The sequence below is a fragment of the Microbacterium resistens genome, from assembly GCF_021172025.1.
GTDB classification, from domain to species: Bacteria; Actinomycetota; Actinomycetes; order Actinomycetales; family Microbacteriaceae; genus Microbacterium; species Microbacterium resistens.
In genome coordinates this window covers 3,872,265-3,888,945 of record NZ_CP082781.1, presented here as the reverse complement: position 1 = coordinate 3,888,945, position 16,681 = coordinate 3,872,265, and the positions used below count along the sequence as shown (strand labels likewise).

Annotated in this window: 13 protein-coding genes and 1 other RNA gene; 3 read left to right on the top strand and 11 right to left on the bottom strand. The window is 72.9% G+C overall.

Annotated features, from left to right (window positions below):
- Positions 1–56: 56 nt before the first annotated feature.
- On the bottom strand, positions 57–674 hold the full coding sequence (locus K8F61_RS18350) for a response regulator (RefSeq protein ID WP_067247550.1): 618 nt from the start codon (positions 672–674) through the stop codon (positions 57–59).
- Complete coding sequence (locus K8F61_RS18345; protein ID WP_219086274.1) at positions 671–1,903, bottom strand: sensor histidine kinase; 1,233 nt, start codon at positions 1,901–1,903, stop codon at positions 671–673. The genes K8F61_RS18350 and K8F61_RS18345 overlap by 4 nt, the downstream gene beginning before the upstream one ends.
- A 96-nt stretch (positions 1,904–1,999) precedes the next feature.
- Between K8F61_RS18345 and K8F61_RS18340 the strand changes: the two genes are divergently transcribed.
- On the top strand, positions 2,000–2,473 hold the full coding sequence (locus K8F61_RS18340) for a DUF2871 domain-containing protein (RefSeq protein ID WP_231820195.1): 474 nt from the start codon (positions 2,000–2,002) through the stop codon (positions 2,471–2,473).
- Here the strand turns inward: K8F61_RS18340 and K8F61_RS18335 are convergent.
- From K8F61_RS18335 to K8F61_RS18325, 3 genes are read right to left on the bottom strand one after another with little or no spacing between them, the layout of a single operon-like run.
- Positions 2,439–3,458: a DMT family transporter gene (locus tag K8F61_RS18335; protein WP_231820194.1), complete on the bottom strand. Its 1,020-nt coding sequence runs from the start codon at positions 3,456–3,458 to the stop codon at positions 2,439–2,441. The genes K8F61_RS18340 and K8F61_RS18335 overlap by 35 nt on opposite strands.
- Positions 3,455–4,048, bottom strand: coding sequence for a recombination mediator RecR (gene recR / locus K8F61_RS18330; RefSeq protein ID WP_067247543.1), 594 nt, complete (start codon positions 4,046–4,048; stop codon positions 3,455–3,457). Before recR ends, K8F61_RS18335 begins: the two co-directional genes overlap by 4 nt.
- Entirely contained in the window at positions 4,048–6,411 is a 2,364-nt protein-coding gene (locus K8F61_RS18325) for a DNA polymerase III subunit gamma and tau (RefSeq protein WP_231820193.1), read from the bottom strand. The genes recR and K8F61_RS18325 overlap by 1 nt, the downstream gene beginning before the upstream one ends.
- A gap of 489 nt (positions 6,412–6,900) precedes the next feature.
- Here K8F61_RS18325 and K8F61_RS18320 point away from each other — a divergent pair, with 489 nt between their 5' ends.
- Together K8F61_RS18320 and K8F61_RS18315 are read left to right on the top strand one after the other, a co-directional pair.
- Positions 6,901–8,616 carry a sodium:solute symporter family protein gene (locus tag K8F61_RS18320; RefSeq protein ID WP_418888057.1) on the top strand — a complete coding sequence of 572 codons (1,716 nt, stop codon included), beginning with the start codon at positions 6,901–6,903 and terminating at the stop codon, positions 8,614–8,616.
- A 28-nt stretch (positions 8,617–8,644) separates the two neighbouring features.
- Entirely contained in the window at positions 8,645–8,782 is a 138-nt protein-coding gene (locus K8F61_RS18315) for a putative transporter small subunit (protein WP_169797715.1), read from the top strand.
- Positions 8,783–8,842: 60 nt separating this feature from the next.
- Here K8F61_RS18315 and K8F61_RS18310 read toward each other — a convergent pair whose 3' ends face one another.
- The 6 genes from K8F61_RS18310 to K8F61_RS18285 form a co-directional block, all read right to left on the bottom strand.
- Positions 8,843–11,347: a glycoside hydrolase family 65 protein gene (locus K8F61_RS18310; protein ID WP_067250144.1), complete on the bottom strand. Its 2,505-nt coding sequence runs from the start codon at positions 11,345–11,347 to the stop codon at positions 8,843–8,845.
- A gap of 95 nt (positions 11,348–11,442) precedes the next feature.
- A complete protein-coding gene (locus tag K8F61_RS18305) occupies positions 11,443–12,177 on the bottom strand; it encodes an HAD family hydrolase (RefSeq protein WP_231820192.1) in 735 nt (244 codons plus the stop codon).
- A gap of 127 nt (positions 12,178–12,304) precedes the next feature.
- Positions 12,305–13,312: a hypothetical protein gene (locus K8F61_RS18300; protein ID WP_231820191.1), complete on the bottom strand. Its 1,008-nt coding sequence runs from the start codon at positions 13,310–13,312 to the stop codon at positions 12,305–12,307.
- Between the two features lie 63 nt (positions 13,313–13,375).
- Positions 13,376–13,472, bottom strand: an RNA gene (gene ffs / locus K8F61_RS18295) — signal recognition particle sRNA small type.
- Positions 13,473–13,479: 7 nt separating this feature from the next.
- Entirely contained in the window at positions 13,480–14,535 is a 1,056-nt protein-coding gene (locus K8F61_RS18290; protein WP_231820190.1) for a WxL protein peptidoglycan domain-containing protein, read from the bottom strand.
- A gap of 74 nt (positions 14,536–14,609) precedes the next feature.
- Positions 14,610–16,586 (bottom strand): glycerophosphodiester phosphodiesterase family protein, encoded by a 1,977-nt coding sequence (locus K8F61_RS18285; protein ID WP_231820189.1) that lies wholly within the window; start codon positions 16,584–16,586, stop codon positions 14,610–14,612.
- Between the last annotated feature and the right edge of the window lie 95 nt (positions 16,587–16,681).

The window sequence follows — 16,681 nt, the reverse complement described above, 5'->3', positions numbered from 1 at the left end:
CCCGCGCCCTCGCACATTCTACGAGCGCGCCGCATGCCGCTCGGGACATGTGACGCTCAGATCAGGCCGCGCCGACGGGCCTCGCTCGCGGCGGCCGAGCGGCTCTCCGCCCCGAGCTTCTCCAGGAGGTGCACGACGTGGGTCTTCACGGTGCCCTCGCTGATGAACAGTCGGCTCGCGATCTCCCGGTTGCTCGCTCCCTCGTCGACGAGGACCAGCACCTCTCGCTCCCGCGCCGTCAGCGAGACACGCGGTGCGCGAAGCGCCTCCACCAGTCGCTGGTCCCCGCCCGGCGTCAGCACCGTCGCCCCGGCCGCCGCGTCGGCGATCGCCGCGGCGATGACATCGGTGGGGACCTCCTTGAGGAGATAGCCCGCGGCTCCCGCCTCGACCGCGCGGATGATCTGGGCGTCGTGGTCGAACGTGGTGAGGATCAGGACGGCCGGGGCACCCGGCAGGGCGCGCACGGCCCGCGTCACGGCGACCCCGTCCATCCCCTCCCCCAGGCGCAGGTCGCACAGGACGACGTCGGGACGCAGGTCGGCGGCCAGACGGACCGCCTCCTCCCCGCTCGCGGCCTCTCCCACGACCGGGAAGCCGCGACTCTCCACCAGCGCCCGCAGCCCCGCGCGGACGATGGGGTGATCGTCGACGAGCAGCACGCGCACGCTCATGCGTGCTCCCCCGTCGCCGTTCCGCCCGGGGCGAGCGGGACGCTCGCGGCGAGCCGCACCCCTTCGCCGGGCTCCGAGGCGATCCGGAGCTCTCCGCCCAGCTCGCGCAGCCGCGAACGCATCGCCGTGAACCCGTAGGAGGACCCCGAGCGGCGAAGGGCCTCGTCGACGTCGAAACCGACGCCGTCGTCGACGACCTCCAGGACGACGCCCCCGGCGTCCGCCGCGAGCACGACGCGGACATGGGAAGCCCCGGCGTGCCGACGGACGTTCGAGAGCGCGGACTGCGCCAGCCGCAGGAAGGCGACCTCCACGGCCGTGGGGAGCGGTGGCAGCGTCTCGTCCACGTCCAGCCGCGCCGAGATCCCCGTCTCCTCCCCCAGCGCCGCGACCATGCGCGACAGGGCGGCGGCGAGGGCGGATCCCTCCAGCTCCGCCGGAGCGAGGGCGGCGACGATGCGACGGAGCTCCCCGAGGGCGTGCTGCGCGAGCGCGGCCACCTGCCCGGCGCTGCCGGTTCCCGAGGACGACCCGGCCTCGTCATCGGCGCGAGCGAGCATGACGATCGAACTCAGCTCCTGCGCGATCGTGTCGTGAAGGTCCCGGGCGAGGCGGGTGCGCTCCCGTGCCGCCCCGGCCTCGCGCTGGGTGACCGCCAGTTCCTCCTGCAGCCGCGCGGTCTCCTCCTGGGCCCGGATCAGGGAGGCGATGAGGCGCTCCCGCTCCGCGGCGTCGCGGAGCAGACGGTCGTAGCCCAGTGACACCCCGTAGGCGAACCCGCCGCCGACGAGCGGGCCGAGGACATGCGCGAACGTGGTGAGGCCCGCCGAGGCGGGGTGCACCGCCGGGACGACGATGGCCGCGGCGATGGCCGCCGCGGCGAACAGCAGGGACCACGGCTGCCGCAGCACGTGCCCCGCGAGCAGCAGGATCGGGAAGACGAGCCACACGAACTCCGGCGACAGCACGACCATGCCCGCCCACAGCACCGCCAGCGCGACGACCCACCAGCCCGCGGCTCGGCCGCGCGCGAACGACGCGCCGGCGCCGTACCACGCGAGGAACGCTCCCGCCGCACACAGCACGAGCACCAGTTCGCCCCCGGCGAGCGCCGCGCGGACGGTGACGACCACCGTCAGGACCACGGTGATGAGGTGCAGCGCGAAGCGGGCGCCGCGCAGCATCCGGTGCCGGGAGTCCCCGACGACGGCGGAGGGCGCAGCGGTCATCCCCCGATTCTGCCGGGCGGGCGGCCGGGAGCGCGCGTCCCGGGGATCGATCTTTCGATGGATCCCCCGGGCCGTGACGGGACGGACGCTGGAGGCATGACCGCATCCCCGACCGTTCCCGTGTCCGCCGACGTCACCCGGACCCGCTCCGCCGCGCTCCGCCTGCTGTTGACGACCACCACCGTCTACGTTGTCCTCGGCCTCGCTGCGGGCCTGTTCTACCGCGAGTTCACCAAGGCCAACGGCTTCCCGGAGGGGATGTCCGGTCAGCTCGGTCTCGCCCACACCCACATCCTGACGCTGGGCGCCGTGATCATGCTCCTCGTCCTGGCGCTGCAGAAGAGCTTCCATCTGTCGGACGGCCGGCTGTTCCGCTGGTTCTTCGCGATCTACAACGCCGGCGTGCTCCTCACGAGCGCCCTGCTGGTGTGGCACGGCATCCTGCAGGTCCTCGGCGAAGAGGCCTCGGCGATGATCGCCGGGCTCGCCGGCGTCGGCCACATCCTCGTCGGCGCGGGCTTCGTCCTGCTTCTGCTCAGCCTGCGGGCGGCGATCCGTCGCGAGTCGTGACACGCCCGTCCGCGTGCCCCTCGATCTCCGCCGCGGCCGCCGACTCCATGGCTGTGGCGACGGTTGTCGCCTCCGCCTCGTCGCGGTCGGCGGCGCGCGGGGGCCGGAGACGACCGCCGGTCCCCGCGAACCAGCAGCCGACGATGATGAGCGGGAACCCGATCAGCAGTCCCGGGGTGAGCGGCTCGGCGAGCAGCAGCGCACCGAGCACGATCGCGACGACCGGGTTGACGTAGGTGAACAGCGGCGCCCGGACCGGCCCGACCTCGCGGATGAGGGCGAAGAAGACGAGGAACGCCACCGCCGTGCACACCACGGTGAGGGCCAGCAGCGCCGCCGCGGAACGCAGCGTCGGCACCTGGTGCTGGGTGAGGAGCGCGATCGGCAGATACAGGACGCCGATGAAGAGCAGCGCGAGCGTGATCGATCCCAGGGAGGGGACGTCGTGGAGCTTGCGCGCGACGATGAACGGCGCGATCGCGTAGAGCACGGCGACCAGCAGCACCTCGCCGGCAGCGACGAGGTTGACCTCGCCGCCGAACAGCCCGGGGCCGGCGACGACCGTCGCGACGCCGGCGAAGCCGACGAGGAGGCCGATCACGCGGGCCGGCCTCAGCACGCCCCGGTCGCCGCCGCCGAGCGCGATGAGGGCGGCGAACAGCGGAACGGTCGCCACGAGCAGGCCGGTGAGCCCGGAGGGAAGCGTCTGCTCGGCGTGCCCGAGCAGCAGGAACGGCCCGCCCATCTCCACCAGCCCGAAGGCGAGCACCCACGGCCAGTGCTTCCAGGCGGCGCGCAGCGCACCGCTGCGGATCGCGAACGGCAGGAGCAGGAGCGCGGCGAGGAAGGTGCGACCGGCGACGACCGCGGGCGGGGAGAACGACTCGACCGCGACGCTGATGAACAGGTAGGGCACGCCCCAGAGCAGGGCCATGGCGCCGAAGAGCAGCCACCCCTTGCGGGTGAACCCTCCGGCGGCGTTCACAGGACGCGCCGCCCCTCGAAGGCGCGGCCGAGAGTGACCTCGTCCGCGTACTCCAGGTCGCCGCCCACCGGCAGCCCCGAGGCCAGCCGGGAGACGGTGATCTGCATGCTCGTGAGCAGGCGGCTCAGGTAGCTCGCCGTGGCCTCCCCCTCGAGGTTCGGGTTGGTGGCGAGGATCACCTCCTGGACGGTGCCGTCGGCGAGCCGCGACATCAGCTGCGCGATGCGCAGATCGTCCGGTCCGATGCCGGCGATGGGACTGATCGCGCCGCCGAGGACGTGATACAGGCCCCGGAACTCCCGCGTGCGCTCGATCGCGGCGACGTCCTTCGCGTCCTCCACCACGCAGATGAGCGCGCCGTTGCGCCGCGGGTCACGGCAGATCGCGCAGCGCTCCTGCTCGGCGACGTTGCCGCACACCTCGCAGAACCTCACGCGCTCGCGCACCTCGGTCAGCAGCTCCGCCAGCCGCGCCACGTCGAAGGAGGGGGTCTGGAGGATGTGGAAGGCGATGCGCTGAGCGGACTTCGGCCCGATGCCGGGAAGCCGCCCGAACTCGTCGATCAGCTCTTGGACGATGCCGTCGTACATCAGGAGAACCTCGTCGGGGGCTCGTAGGGCTCTTCACGGACGAACCTGGCGCCGAGGATCTGGCGCACGACCGCCTCGCCGTAGCGCTGCACCCCGTTGGACGCCGGGCGCGGGGCGCGCGCGCTCGTGCCGTCCGGCGCCGCGGGCGGCGGGACCGGGGCGGGCGGGACCGGGGCGGGCGGCGTCGACGACGGCGCCGGGGCGGGCGGCGCCGCGTCGTCCGGGGGCGGCGGACCGGAATCGTAAGGCGGCTCGTCGTCCGGGTACGGCGGCTCCTCGTCCAGGACGTCGCCGTCGTGGACCGGCTCGTACCACCCGGACGCCGGCATGGCCTCGACGTCGGCCGGCTCCTCGTCCACCGGGAACTGCGGGGGCGGAAGCGTGCTCCCCGTGCCGGTCTCGGCGATCGTCGACACCGCGGAGGGCGAGACCACCGGGGCCGCTGCGGGAGTCGACACCGCCGAGGGCGAGGCCGCCGGGGCGGCTCCGAGAGGCGAGCCGGCCGGACCGGCATCGGGCTCACCCCGAGGGATGGGAGCGACCGCCCACTCCGTCACGGGGGCCGCGGAGGCCGAGGCCGTCTTCGGCGCTGCCGGGCGCGCGGACTCCCCACCCGAGGGCGGGGACGGCGGCGCCGGAGCGGGCGTCGATCCGCCCGGTCCGGTGGACGGCGGTGGCTCGGGCGTCCCCGATCCTCCGGAGGGCGGCAGCGGAGCCGGCTTGTACTTGACCTTGATGCCGAGCTCCTGCTCGATGGCGCTGCGCAGATGGTCGGAGGTGCCGGAGCCGGGGGTCGTCCCCTTGAACCGTGCGACGTCGTTCGGGCTCGCGAAGCCGAGGGTGAGCACGTCCGTCGCCGTGTCGAAGTCCAGGGGCTGGACGGCGGTGACCACGAGCCACGAGCCGCGGCTGATCTTCTCGAGCCGGCTCAGGATCGCCGGCCACGCGGCGCGGATCCGGGCGAAGTCCACCGGGCCGGTCTCGACGGGGGCGGGGGCTTCCGTCTGCGCATCCGGAGCCGGTGCCGGGGCCACCGACGGAGCAGAGGCAGCGGGAGACGACGCGGAACCGGCGTCGGAGGGCGCAGAACCGGAGCCGGACGGGGCGGAGCCGGGCGTCTCGGCGGGGGCGGCCGACTGCGGGGCGGCGGGACCGGCGTGCCGCGTCTCGACCGGCTGCGTCGGACGCGACGGCGCGGGCGCGTCTCCCGGGCGCGCTCGGTCGGGAGCGGGGACGACGGCCGGCCCGGTCTCGCCCGCGGACAGCACGCGCGCCACCATGAGCTCCAGGTGCAGGCGCGGGGAGGTCGCCCCCGTCATGTCGTCCAGCGCCGCGCTGACGAGGTCGGCGGTGCGCGACAGCCGGTCGGATCCGAACGCCGCGGCCTGGTCGCGCATGCGGACGAGCTCGTCCTCCGGTACTCCGCGCAGCACCGCCGAGGCGCCGTCGCCGACGGCCGCGATGACGATGAGATCGCGCAGCCGCTCCAGCAGGTCGTCCACGAACCGCCGCGGGTCCTGACCTGTCTGCACCACGCGGTCGACCGCGGGGAAGGCGGCGGACGCGTCGGCCGCGGCCAGGGCGTCCACGATCTCGTCCAGGAGGGCCGCGTGCGTGTAGCCGAGCAGCGCCACCGCGCGCTCGTACTTGACCTCGACGGATCCGGTCTCGCCCTCCGACCCGGCGATGAGCTGGTCCAGCAGCGAGAGCGTGTCACGGGGCGACCCGCCTCCCGCGCGCACGACGAGCGGCAGCACCCCCTGCTCGACCGACACCCCTTCTTCGGCGCAGAGCTTCTCGACGTACTCCAGCATCGCCGCGGGCGGCACGAGACGGAACGGGTAGTGGTGGGTGCGCGAGCGGATCGTGCCGAGCACCTTCTCCGGCTCGGTCGTCGCGAAGATGAACTTGACGTGCGGCGGGGGCTCCTCGACGAGCTTGAGCAGCGCATTGAACCCCTGCGGGGTGACCATGTGCGCCTCGTCGAGGATGAAGATCTTGTAGCGGTCGCGGCTGGGGGCGAACGTGGCGCGCTCGCGCAGGTCGCGCGCGTCGTCGACGCCGTTGTGGCTCGCCGCATCGATCTCCACGACGTCCAGCGAGCCGCCGCCGGCGCGGGACAGCTCCACGCAGCTCGGGCAGGTGCCGCACGGGGTGTCGGTCGGGCCCTCGGCGCAGTTCAGGCAGCGCGCGAGGATGCGCGCCGACGTCGTCTTCCCGCATCCGCGGGGACCGGAGAACAGGTAGGCGTGACCCACGCGGTCGCCGCGCAGCGCCGTCATCAGCGGATCGGTGACCTGGGACTGCCCGATCATCTCCCCGAAGGTCTCGGGCCGGTAGCGGCGGTAGAGGGCTGTGGTCACCCGACAAGCCTAGAGCGTGCCTCCGACACGTCGCCCCTCGTCGTCGAATCCGCCGCCGCCGGACCCCGGACGGCGCCGCGGGGAGGGCACCCGACGGGGCGCGCGTTTGACTTGCCCGGGGCCGTTGCTACGTTGGAGGAGCGGGCCGCGCGCTCGCCCGACCGCCGCCGCACCCGCGAGCGCGCATCCGGGATCCGCACCGGCTCCCGCGCCACGACAGCGCTGTGTCGTGAGCGGTCGCGCGAATCCGCCCGGCCGCACGGACGGCCCCGTCGTCCGTGCACGTGCGCGTCGATCCGCCGGCGCCGGAACGATGGCTGCGCGCGTGCCCCGTGTCGAAAGGAACCCTGTGACGGCCCGCACACTGCCGCTCCCCGCCCCCGATCGTCTCCGCACCAGCCCGCTGAAGGCCACTCTCCCCACCCGTTAGCGCTTCTCCTCCCCCGACACCCGGCACCGCAGCCGGTGCCGACGAGACAAGGAGAAGACGTGGAAAACCTGCAACAACTCTCGGGACCCGTCGTGGTCCTGCTCCTGCTGCTGTTCTTCGGCGGCAGCCTGTACATGTCCCTGCGCATCCGCAAGCGCACCGAGAACGCCGACGGCTACATGACCGGCGGCGGACGGATCGGCTTCGGGATCTCCGCCGCGTCGATGACGGCGACCTGGATCTGGGCGGCCTCGATGTACGCCTCCGCGACGTCCGGCTACACCTACGGCATCTCCGGCCCCATCCACTACGGGCTGTGGGGCGCGCTGATGATCCTGCTGATCTATCCCTTCGGCCGGCGGATCCGCCAGGTCGCGCCCCGCGCGCACACGATCGCCGAGGTCATGTTCGCCCGGCACGGCCGCTCCAGCCAGCTCATGCTGGCGGGATCCAACGTGCTCGGCAGCCTGATCAGCCTCACCTCGAACCTGATCGCCGGCGGGGCGCTCATCTCGATGCTCACGCCGTTCTCCTTTACCCAGGGGATCCTCGCGATCGGTGCGGGGGTGCTCCTCTACACCCTGTGGTCCGGCTTCCGCGCCTCCGTGCTGACGGACTTCGCGCAGGTGTGCGCGATGCTCGGCGCGGTCGTGATCATCATCCCGGTGGTGTTCTTCGCCGCCGGCGGCCCGGCGCTGTTCGAGACCGGGGCGCACAACCTGACGCCGCAGCAGGGGGACTTCTTCTCCTCGGACGCGTTCTTCAATCAGGGGGCGCCCTACATCGCCGCCGTGCTGGCCTACGCGATCGGCAACCAGACCATCGCGCAGCGTCTCTTCGCGGTCCGTGAGGACCTCATCAAGAAGACCTTCGTCACGGCGACGTTCGGCTACGGCGCCACCATCATCGGGATCGGGATGCTCGGGGTCATCGCCCTCTACGCGGGCATCGAGCCCGTCGGCGGGGACGTGAACAACCTCATCCCGCAGATGGCGGCGGCGTACCTGTCGCCGGTGCTGCTGTGCGTGTTCTTCGTGATGATCATCGGATCCCTGTCGTCCACGGCGGACGCCGACCTGACGGCGCTGTCCTCCATCGTCATGGCCGACGTGTACGGCCAGAACATCGCGGGCAAGAAGCGCGCGAACCCCCGCACCATGGTGCTCGTCGGACGGGTCACGATGATCGTCGCGATGGTGGCCGGCCTCGCCTTCGCGGGGTCGCAGCTCAACATCCTCGACCTCCTCGTGTTCGTCGGCGCGATGTGGGGCGCGCTGGTGTTCCCGGTGATCGCGAGCTTCTACTGGGACCGCGTCACCAACCTCGCGTTCTCCGTCGCGGTGGTCGCGGCGCTGGCCGCGTTCCTGCCGGTCCGGTTCGAGTGGGTGCCGCTGTCGGGCCCGGTGGGCATCGTCAGCGACGCCCTCGCCACCGTCGGCATCGGCGTCGTCCTCGGGCTCATGGCGTTCGGGTTCTTCGGGAAGCGGATCGCTCTCGCGGTCGGCACCGTCGCGACGCTCACGGCCGCGCCGTTCTCGATCGGGTTCCTGCACACCTATCCGGTGCTGTCGGGCTCCCTCGTCGCGTACGCGGTGTCCACGATCGTGTGCGTCGCGCTGACGCTGCCGAGCAGGCGGCGCTTCGACTTCGCCCTCATCAAGGAGCGCACCGGGGACTTCGACCAGGACCTCGACGCGGAGCTCGCCGCGCTCGAGGACGAGGCCGCGCGCGCCGCCGCGCCCGAGGATCCACGCGACGGCGTCGGACGGGCGTGACCGGGGAACGCGAGAGAAGGGAAGAAGAATGGAAACGTCGACAGTCCTCCTGACCGCCTACGTCCTCGTCTGGCCGGTGATCGTGCTGGGCACGCTCGCCGTCATCGTCCGCGCGTTCGTGACCGAGGCGCGAGAGGCCAAGGCCGAGGGCCGCAGCATCATCTGAGCCGGGCCCGACCCGCACGCACGGAGGGCGGGGACCCTCGGGTCCCCGCCCTCCGTCGCATCACTCCCCCGCGGCTCCCACGATCGGGATCGCGGAGGTGGTCGGCACCGAGGCCGACAGCAGCGTGCCGTCCTCGCGCCGCGCCTGCAGACCCAGCTCGGGCCGTCCGGGGATGACGGGTCCCTGGTGCGCCAGGGGCACCCGGACCGGTTCGCCCACGGACGCGGTGTAGGCCGCGCCGCGCACGGTGAAGTCGACCGGGTCGCCCTCGCGCACCTCCACCTCCAGCTCGCCGCGGGTGAGCGTCACCTGCAGCACGGAACCGAGCCAGCGCAGCGGGTACGACAGCTCCGGCCAGTCCCGCGGCAGGCGCGGGTCGAAGCTCAGCTCGCCGTTGTAGTCGCGCATGCCGCCGAAGCCGCACACGAGCGCGGTCCACACGCCGCCCGCCGAGGCCACATGCACGCCGTCGGAGGCGTTGCGGTGCAGATCGCCGAGGTCGACGAAGATCGACTGCTCGAAGTACTCCAGCGCCAGGTCCTGGTATCCGACCTCCGCCGCGAGGATCGACTGGACGACCGCCGACAGCGTCGAGTCGCCCGTGGTCAGCGGGTCGTAGTACTCGAAGTCGGCCAGCTTCTCCGCCTCGGTGAAGTGGTTGCCCTGCAGGAACAGCGCCAGCACCACGTCCGCCTGCTTCAGCACCTGGAAGCGGTAGATCACCAGCGGGTGGAAGTGCAGCAGCAGCGGGCGCTGCTCCTTCGGCGTGTTCGCCAGATCCCACACCTCGCGCTCCAGGAACAGGGAGTCCTGCGGGTGGATGCCCAGCGCGGGGCTGAACGGGATGAACATCGCCTCCGCGGCACGCTCCCAGCCCTCCACCTCCTCCGGGCGCAGCTGGAGGCGGTCGACGAGCTTCTCGTACGCCTCCGGCGCGTCCTCGGCCATCTCGCTGACCACCCGCGCCGCGAAGCGCAGGTTGTAGCGGGCCATCACGTTCGTGAAGAGGTTGTCGTTGACGACGGTGGTGTACTCGTCCGGGCCGGTCACGCCGTGGATGTGGAACGTCTCCACGTCCCCTCCCGTGCGCCAGAAGCCGAGCGTCTCCCACATCCGGGCCGTCTCGACCGCGATGTCCGCGCCCTCGTGGTACAGGAACTCGTCGTCCCCGGTGCCCCGCACGTACTTGCCCAGGGCGAAGCTGACGTCGGCGTTGATGTGGTACTGCGCGGTGCCGGCGGCGTAGTAGGCGGAGGCCTCCTCGCCGTTGATCGTCCGCCAGGGGAACAGGGCCCCGCCCTCGTTGAGCTGCCTCGCCCGCCGCCGCGCCGCGGGGAGCATGTGCACGCGGGCGCGGAGGGCGTTGCGCGCCCACTGCGGGGAGGTGTACGTCAGGAACGGGAGGACGTAGATCTCCGTGTCCCAGAAGTAGTGACCGCTGTAGCCGGACCCGGACACGCCCTTCGCGGACACTCCCGCGCCGTCGGCGCGCGCCGACGCCTGCGCGATCTGGAACAGGCACCACCGGGTCGCCTGCTGCAGGTCGTCCCGGGCGCCGATCCGCACGTCCGAGCGCTCCCAGAAGGCGGCGAGCCACGCGGCCTGCTTGGCGAACTGGGCCTCGACGCCCTCGAACGCCACCCGGTCCAGCGTGCGGCGGCAGCGGTCGACGAGCTCGCGCGGCGGCACCCCGCGGGAGGTGTGGTAGCTGACGAGCTTCGTCACCCGGATCGGAACTCCGGCCTTGGCCTGCACGCGGAAGACGTTCTTGGCGATGTCCGGCTCGATGAGGCGGCGCGCGGTGTAGTCGTTCTCGGTCTCCACCACGTGGTCGGCCACGACGGCAAGCGTCATCCCGGACTCGGCGACGCGGTACGACAGCGCCGAGCGCTGCTCCTCCTGCCAGAACTCCGCCGGCTGGAGCACCCGCTCCGAGATCCGCTCCGCCTTGCGCGGATCGAATCCGCCCGGTGCGGATCCTCCGCGGACGTCCTTGCCGGAGATCGTGGGGGCGCCCCCGTAGACGTCCTCGCCGTCCTGCCGATTGATGATCTGGCAGGACACGGTGACCGGCGCGTCCGCGTTCTCGACGACGACCTCCAGCCGCAGCACGGCGAGGTGGCGCTCATCGAACGAGACGATCCGCTCGTCGCGCAGGCGCACGCGCTTGCCGGACGGGGTGACCCACAGCACGTCCCGGGAGAGGATGCCGGTGCGGAAGTCCAAGGCCCGCCGGTACTCGCGGACGTCCGCCTCGTCGAAGCTCAGCGGCTCGTCGTCGACGTACACGCGCATGACCTTGGCGTCCGGGGCGTTCACGATGGTCTGCCCCACCTCGGCGAAGCCGTACGCGGCCTCCGCGTGCCGGATCTGCCAGGTCTCGTGCAGGCCGTTCAGGAAGGTGCCGTGCTCGAGGGCCTCACGCCCCTCGATGTGGTTGCCGCGCAGGCCGAGATAGCCGTTGCCGACGGCGAAGAGGGTCTCGGCGACGCCGGGATCCTCCGCGGGGAAGCGGGTCTCGACGAGTCGCCAGGGGTCGACGGGGAAGACGTCGCGGTCGATCACTTCGACTCCTTCAGTCGCTCAGTACGTCGCATGCAGTTCTCCGTGGATGTGGACGTGCGGGTGCCGGTTCGGGTGGGGTGTGCGGAGCGGACGTCTCAGGATACGAGGCCGGCGAGGTCGTCGACGACGATCGTCGCGCCGTGGGCGCGGAGGGCCTCGGCGCCCGCGCCGCGATCCACCCCGATGACGGTGCCGTAGCCCGCGGCGGCGGCCGAGGCGACCCCGGACACCGCGTCCTCGACGCCGACCGCGTCCGCGGCCGCCACTCCCAGGCGCTCCGCCCCGACGCGGAAGACGTCCGCCGCGGGCTTGGAGGCGAGGTGCTCGCGCTCGGCGACGACGCCGTCGACGACGACCTCGAAGAAGTCACGGATCCCGGCCGCCGCGAGCACCTCTTCGGCGTTCTTCGAGCTCGACACCACCGCCATCGGCACGCCCGCGTCGCGCAGGCGCTCCAGCAGGGCCAGGGACCCGGGGTACGGGGCGATGCCGTCGCGGCGCAGCGCCGTCGCGAACGCCGCGTTCTTGCGGTTGCCGATGCCGCAGATCGTGTCGGCCTCGGGAGGATCGTCGACGCTCCCCCACGCGATCTCGACGTTGCGGCTGTGCAGCAGGCTCGCCACGCCGTCGTACCGCTTCTTCCCGTCGACGTACGCGAAGTAATCCGCGTCGGTGTAGGGCGGGGTGATGCCCCACGCCGCGAACACCTCGTCGAACACCGCCTTCCAGGCGCGCATGTGCACCTCGGCGGTCGGCGTCAGCACGCCGTCGAGGTCGAAGAGCACGCCGGCGGCGACGCTGAGGTCGGGCGCTGCGGGGGTCTCGGGCACGGCGGCTCCTCCGGTCGGCGGACGGATCGATGGATCGGCACCGCGACGTGCCGCGTGTCCAGCGTAATCACGCCCGCGCCCTCATGACAGCCCGTTCTTCGAGCCGTCATCCGCGCGCCCCGCGCCGCTATCCCGGGTATCGGTGGACCTCGTCGACGCGGAAGGTCACGCCGTCGGGCAGCTCGCCGTGCAGCGTGATGTCCGCCGATCCCGTCTGACCGCCGGGGATCGGGTCGCTCCACGCGGTGGTGCTGGTCGCCGTCGAGCCGTCGCCGCGCAGCGCCGTGACGTCGATCGCGTACGACATCGTGACGGACGTGCTGTTGCGGACGGCCACGCGCAGGACCGGCAGCTCGCCGCCGCGGTCGATCTCGCCGATGGCGACATCGGCGACGAGGTCCGCGTACTCCGTCGGCTCCGCCGCGAACAGGCGGAGCTCGGGGACGCCCATCCCCGACTGGCTGTAGACCGACACCGGCTCCTCACCGGCGGGCGGGACGGCGAGCCGGACGAGCAGCAGGTCGCCCTCGGCGATGTCGGCGTGCGAGGAGGTGGGGGCGAGCAGCACGGCGTCCCTGGTGGGGAACTCGTACTGCTCGGCGGGCCGGTCCGCGCTCAGGGTCACGAAGAAGGCCCGCAGACCCGGCACGGCCGTGGTCTCGAACCCGCCGGCCTGGAGGACCACGGCGTATGCGAGCAGCGGCCGATCCGCGTGCGCCGCGGGCGTGTCGAGGACCGCGTCCAGCGTCCCCTGATCGACCGGCACGAAGGCCGACGGGTCCGGCGCCTCCCACGTCGGCTCCGGGCTCGGCGTCGGAGAGGGCGTCGCCGACGCCGCGGGCTCCGCTCCCGGAGCCGTCCCCGGGCCGGACGACGTCCCGAACACGCCGTCGGCGAGCGCGACCACCTGAGGCCACAGGCCGAACAGCTGCGTCTGGACCGCCGCGAACCCGCCGACGAGGAGGACCACCAGCACGAGCACGGTGCGGCGGATCGCCCGGACGCCGGCGGACGCGGCCGCCGGCGGGCGGCGATATCCGCGCCGCGACGCCTCCAGCGGAGGGATGAGATAGGGCTCGGTGATCCGCTCGGGCACCGAGGTGTAGGTCTCGGAGTATCGCTCGCGGCCGCTCATGTCTGGACCCTACCGGCCCGCAGGCCCTCCCGGTCACGACTTCGCACCGTCCGACGGCGGGCATGAGAAGACCCTCCGCGCACCCGGCAGAGCCCGGTTACCCTTGCTGCGTTTCCGCCCTGGGGGAGTTGGCCTGGATGTCGTCACGCGGAGGGCCGTCGTCCATTCTACAGGTGCGGCGCGGGCTCCGTGTCCGCCGGCACGGGCGCGGGGGTCCGCGTCCCGGCGCCGCGCCGGCGCCACCGCAGCAGCACGAGGATCGGGATCCCCACCAGGAGGGCGGCGAGCACCCAGGTGCCGGGCGCCACGGCGACGGCGGTCACGCGCGCGGTCGCCTGCTCGACGACCGGGACGTCGCCGGAGACCGTGGTCAGGACCGTGGGCGCGACGGCGATCGAGGCGGTGAAGAACGGCGACCACGCCGGGATCCCGTCGATCCGGGCGTCCACCCGGACGGCGGCGCCGGGGAGTAGCTCGGACAGCTGCGGGACCCCCGTGGAGCCGTCCGTGACCGAGGTGACCGCCACGCCCTGCACGTCCACCAGCTGCGGACCGGACAGCCGGGTGTTCCCCGTGTTCGTGACCGCGTAGCCCACCTGCGCGGACGCTGGCTCCCAGGGCCAGAAGCCGGTCCGCACCTGGAGCGCCGTGTCCGACAGGCCGAGTCCCGCGGTGAGCTCCCCGGAGACGGCGACGGTGACGCGCGTGGCGTAGCGCATGTCGACCGAGACGACGTCGCCGGTCTGCTGCCGCACGGTCAGCAGGGCCCCGGCGTGCTCCCCCGGCGCCGCGTCGGCGGGGACGGTGACCGAGAATGGGATGCGCGCCTGGGCGCCCGGAGCGATCGTGACGCTTTCGGTCGCGGGGGCGATCCAGGATCCGATCGCGTCCGCCGGGGTCTCGTCGCCGGCCCGGGCGAAGTCGAGCGCTCCCTCGCTGGTCGTCTCGCCGCCCGCTCCCTGGACGGCCAGGACGAGCTCGGTCGAGCCCGAGTTGCGGACGAGGACGGCGTCGTCGATGCGCGCCCCGGGGTCCACGGCGTACGCGAAGTTGGTGCGTTCCTCGCCGACGGCGGTGATCACCGGCGTCATGCTCCACGCGACGCCCTGCGCCTCGTCGGCGGGGGTCTCCGCGGCGGCGGCCGCCGGGGCCGCGGTGAGGGCGGCGGAGCCGGCGAGGACGAGGACGAGGGCCGCGCGGGCGGCGAAGGGGGTGCGGTTCATGCGTTGCTGTCCTTCCTTGCGGGATCGTCGGAGGGCCTGCGGGGCGGAGCGCCCGCCCCGCAGGCCCAGCCGTGCTACTGGACGACCGTGATCGTCAGCGTCGAGGTGTAGTCGCCGGCGGCCTGACCCACGGGCAGGCGCAGGTCGAGGCCGGCTCCGATCGTGGCGGTGTCGGTGCCCTTGAACTCGTCGCTGTCCGAGGAGGCGAGCAGCGACGGCACGGACAGGCCGCCGTTCTCCCCCGGCCGAACGGTCTTGCCGGGCTGCGCGTCGGCACCGGGGTGCTTGACGAACGGGGACCAGCCGAGCGACTCCGCGGAGAACTCCTCCTCGCCCGCGACGAACCCGGAGGCCTTCGCGGTGAGCGCCCAGGCGCCGGCCGGCGCCGACCGGGTGTCCGTGACGAGGATGTCGTTCAGCGCTCCCTGCGCGACGAGGCTGTCGCCGAGCGCGGTCGCCGTGCCGAGCGAGACGACGTCGTGGGAGCTGAACCGCCAGGTGAACTCGCCGCTGGGCACGCTCGGGCCGCCGTCGGGGATCTCCACGGCCATGAGCTGCTCGTTCTCACCGGGCTCCTCCGGCTGCTCCGGCTCCTCGGGGCGGTGCTGGTTGTAGCGAAGGTTCCAGCCGACGAGCTGGTCCGGGCGGTTCGTGATGATCCCGTCCACGCCGTACGCGGTCAGCGTCTGCCACTGCTGGGCGTTGTCCACCGTCCAGACGAACACGCCGACGCCCGAGGCGTGGGCGGCCGCGACGGACTCGGCCGTGACGCTGTTCGGGTTGACGGCGTCCGCCCCGAGCGCGATCCCGCGGTCGATCACGTCCTGGTTCAGCTCGCCGACCAGCCAGCCGAGAGTCAGATCCGGCGCCACCGCGGCGATGTTGCCCACCGTCAGGGCGCTGAAGCTCTGCGCGAACGTGCGGTCGGCGACGCCGTGCGCGTTGATCATGTCGACCGTCATCTGCGTCTGCGCGACGTCCCAGTCGCCCTTGTACTCCAGCAGCAGGTCCGCGCCGCCCCCGGCGACGTAGGTCAGCACCTCGTCCAGGGTCGGGATGCGGGTCCCCGCGAACGCGTCGGAGAACCAGGACCCGGCATCCAGCGCGCGGATCTGCTCGAGGGTCAGGTCGCGCACGGCCCCGCTGCCGTCGGTCGTGCGGTCGACGGTGTCGTCGTGGATCACGACCGGCACGCCGTCCTTGGTCAGGGCGATGTCGATCTCGAAGAGGTCGGCGCCGGCGCGGGACGCGGAGACGAACGCGGGCATCGTGTTCTCGGGGGCGACCGAGGAGTTGCCGCGGTGGGCGGCGACGATCCCGGTGTCGCCCGGCTGGACGAGGTCGATCGGCGGCGCCGGCTCCAGCGCCGTGATCTCCACGTTGTCGAAGCTCACGGTGGAGCGGTTCGCGATGAGCCCCATCACGCCGTCCTGGGTGCGGACCAGCTGACGGGTGGACATGATCTCGACCCCGTCGACGAACCACGTGCCCCGCCCGCCGCGGACCTCGACGCGCAGGTGCGCGTCCGTGCCGATCCCGATCGCCTCGGCGGTGGACCCGGTGTCGGTGACGTTCCAGGCGTCCGCCGGGGTGCGCTGGGCGAACTCCACCCCGTTCGCGGCGTTGGAGCCGTTGCGCAGGGCCGCCTGCTGCCACGGGTGGGAGCCGTCGGCGGGTGCGTCCAGCAGCAGCGACAGCCAGCGGGCGCTGTCCGCGGCCTGCTCGAAGCGCACGTCCACGTCGAAGGCGAAGTCCTTCAGGTGCGACCCGAAGGTGATCTTCGCGTCCTGGGCCCCGCTGGTGCCGACGAGCCGGCCGTCCGCGACCTTCCAGTCCCCGGCGATCGCGTTCCACCCGTCCGGGAGCGTGCCGTCGTCGAAGGCCTCCGAGAGGACGACGTCGCCGGGGGCGACCTCGGCGGATGCCGTGGCCGGCGTCTGGGCGTGCGCGGCTGGCACGGCGACGAGCCCCGCCGTGAGCGCCGCCGCCGTCGCGGTCACGGCGAGAGCCGTCCCCGCGCGTCGGGCGCTCCGCGTGATGCGCATGGTCATGAGATGCGTTCCTTCCCTGTCCGAATCGGCCGCGCGCGATGCGCGACAGGGTCAGTCAAGGAACGGCGGATCACCGCCGGCGGACCGGGCGCTGC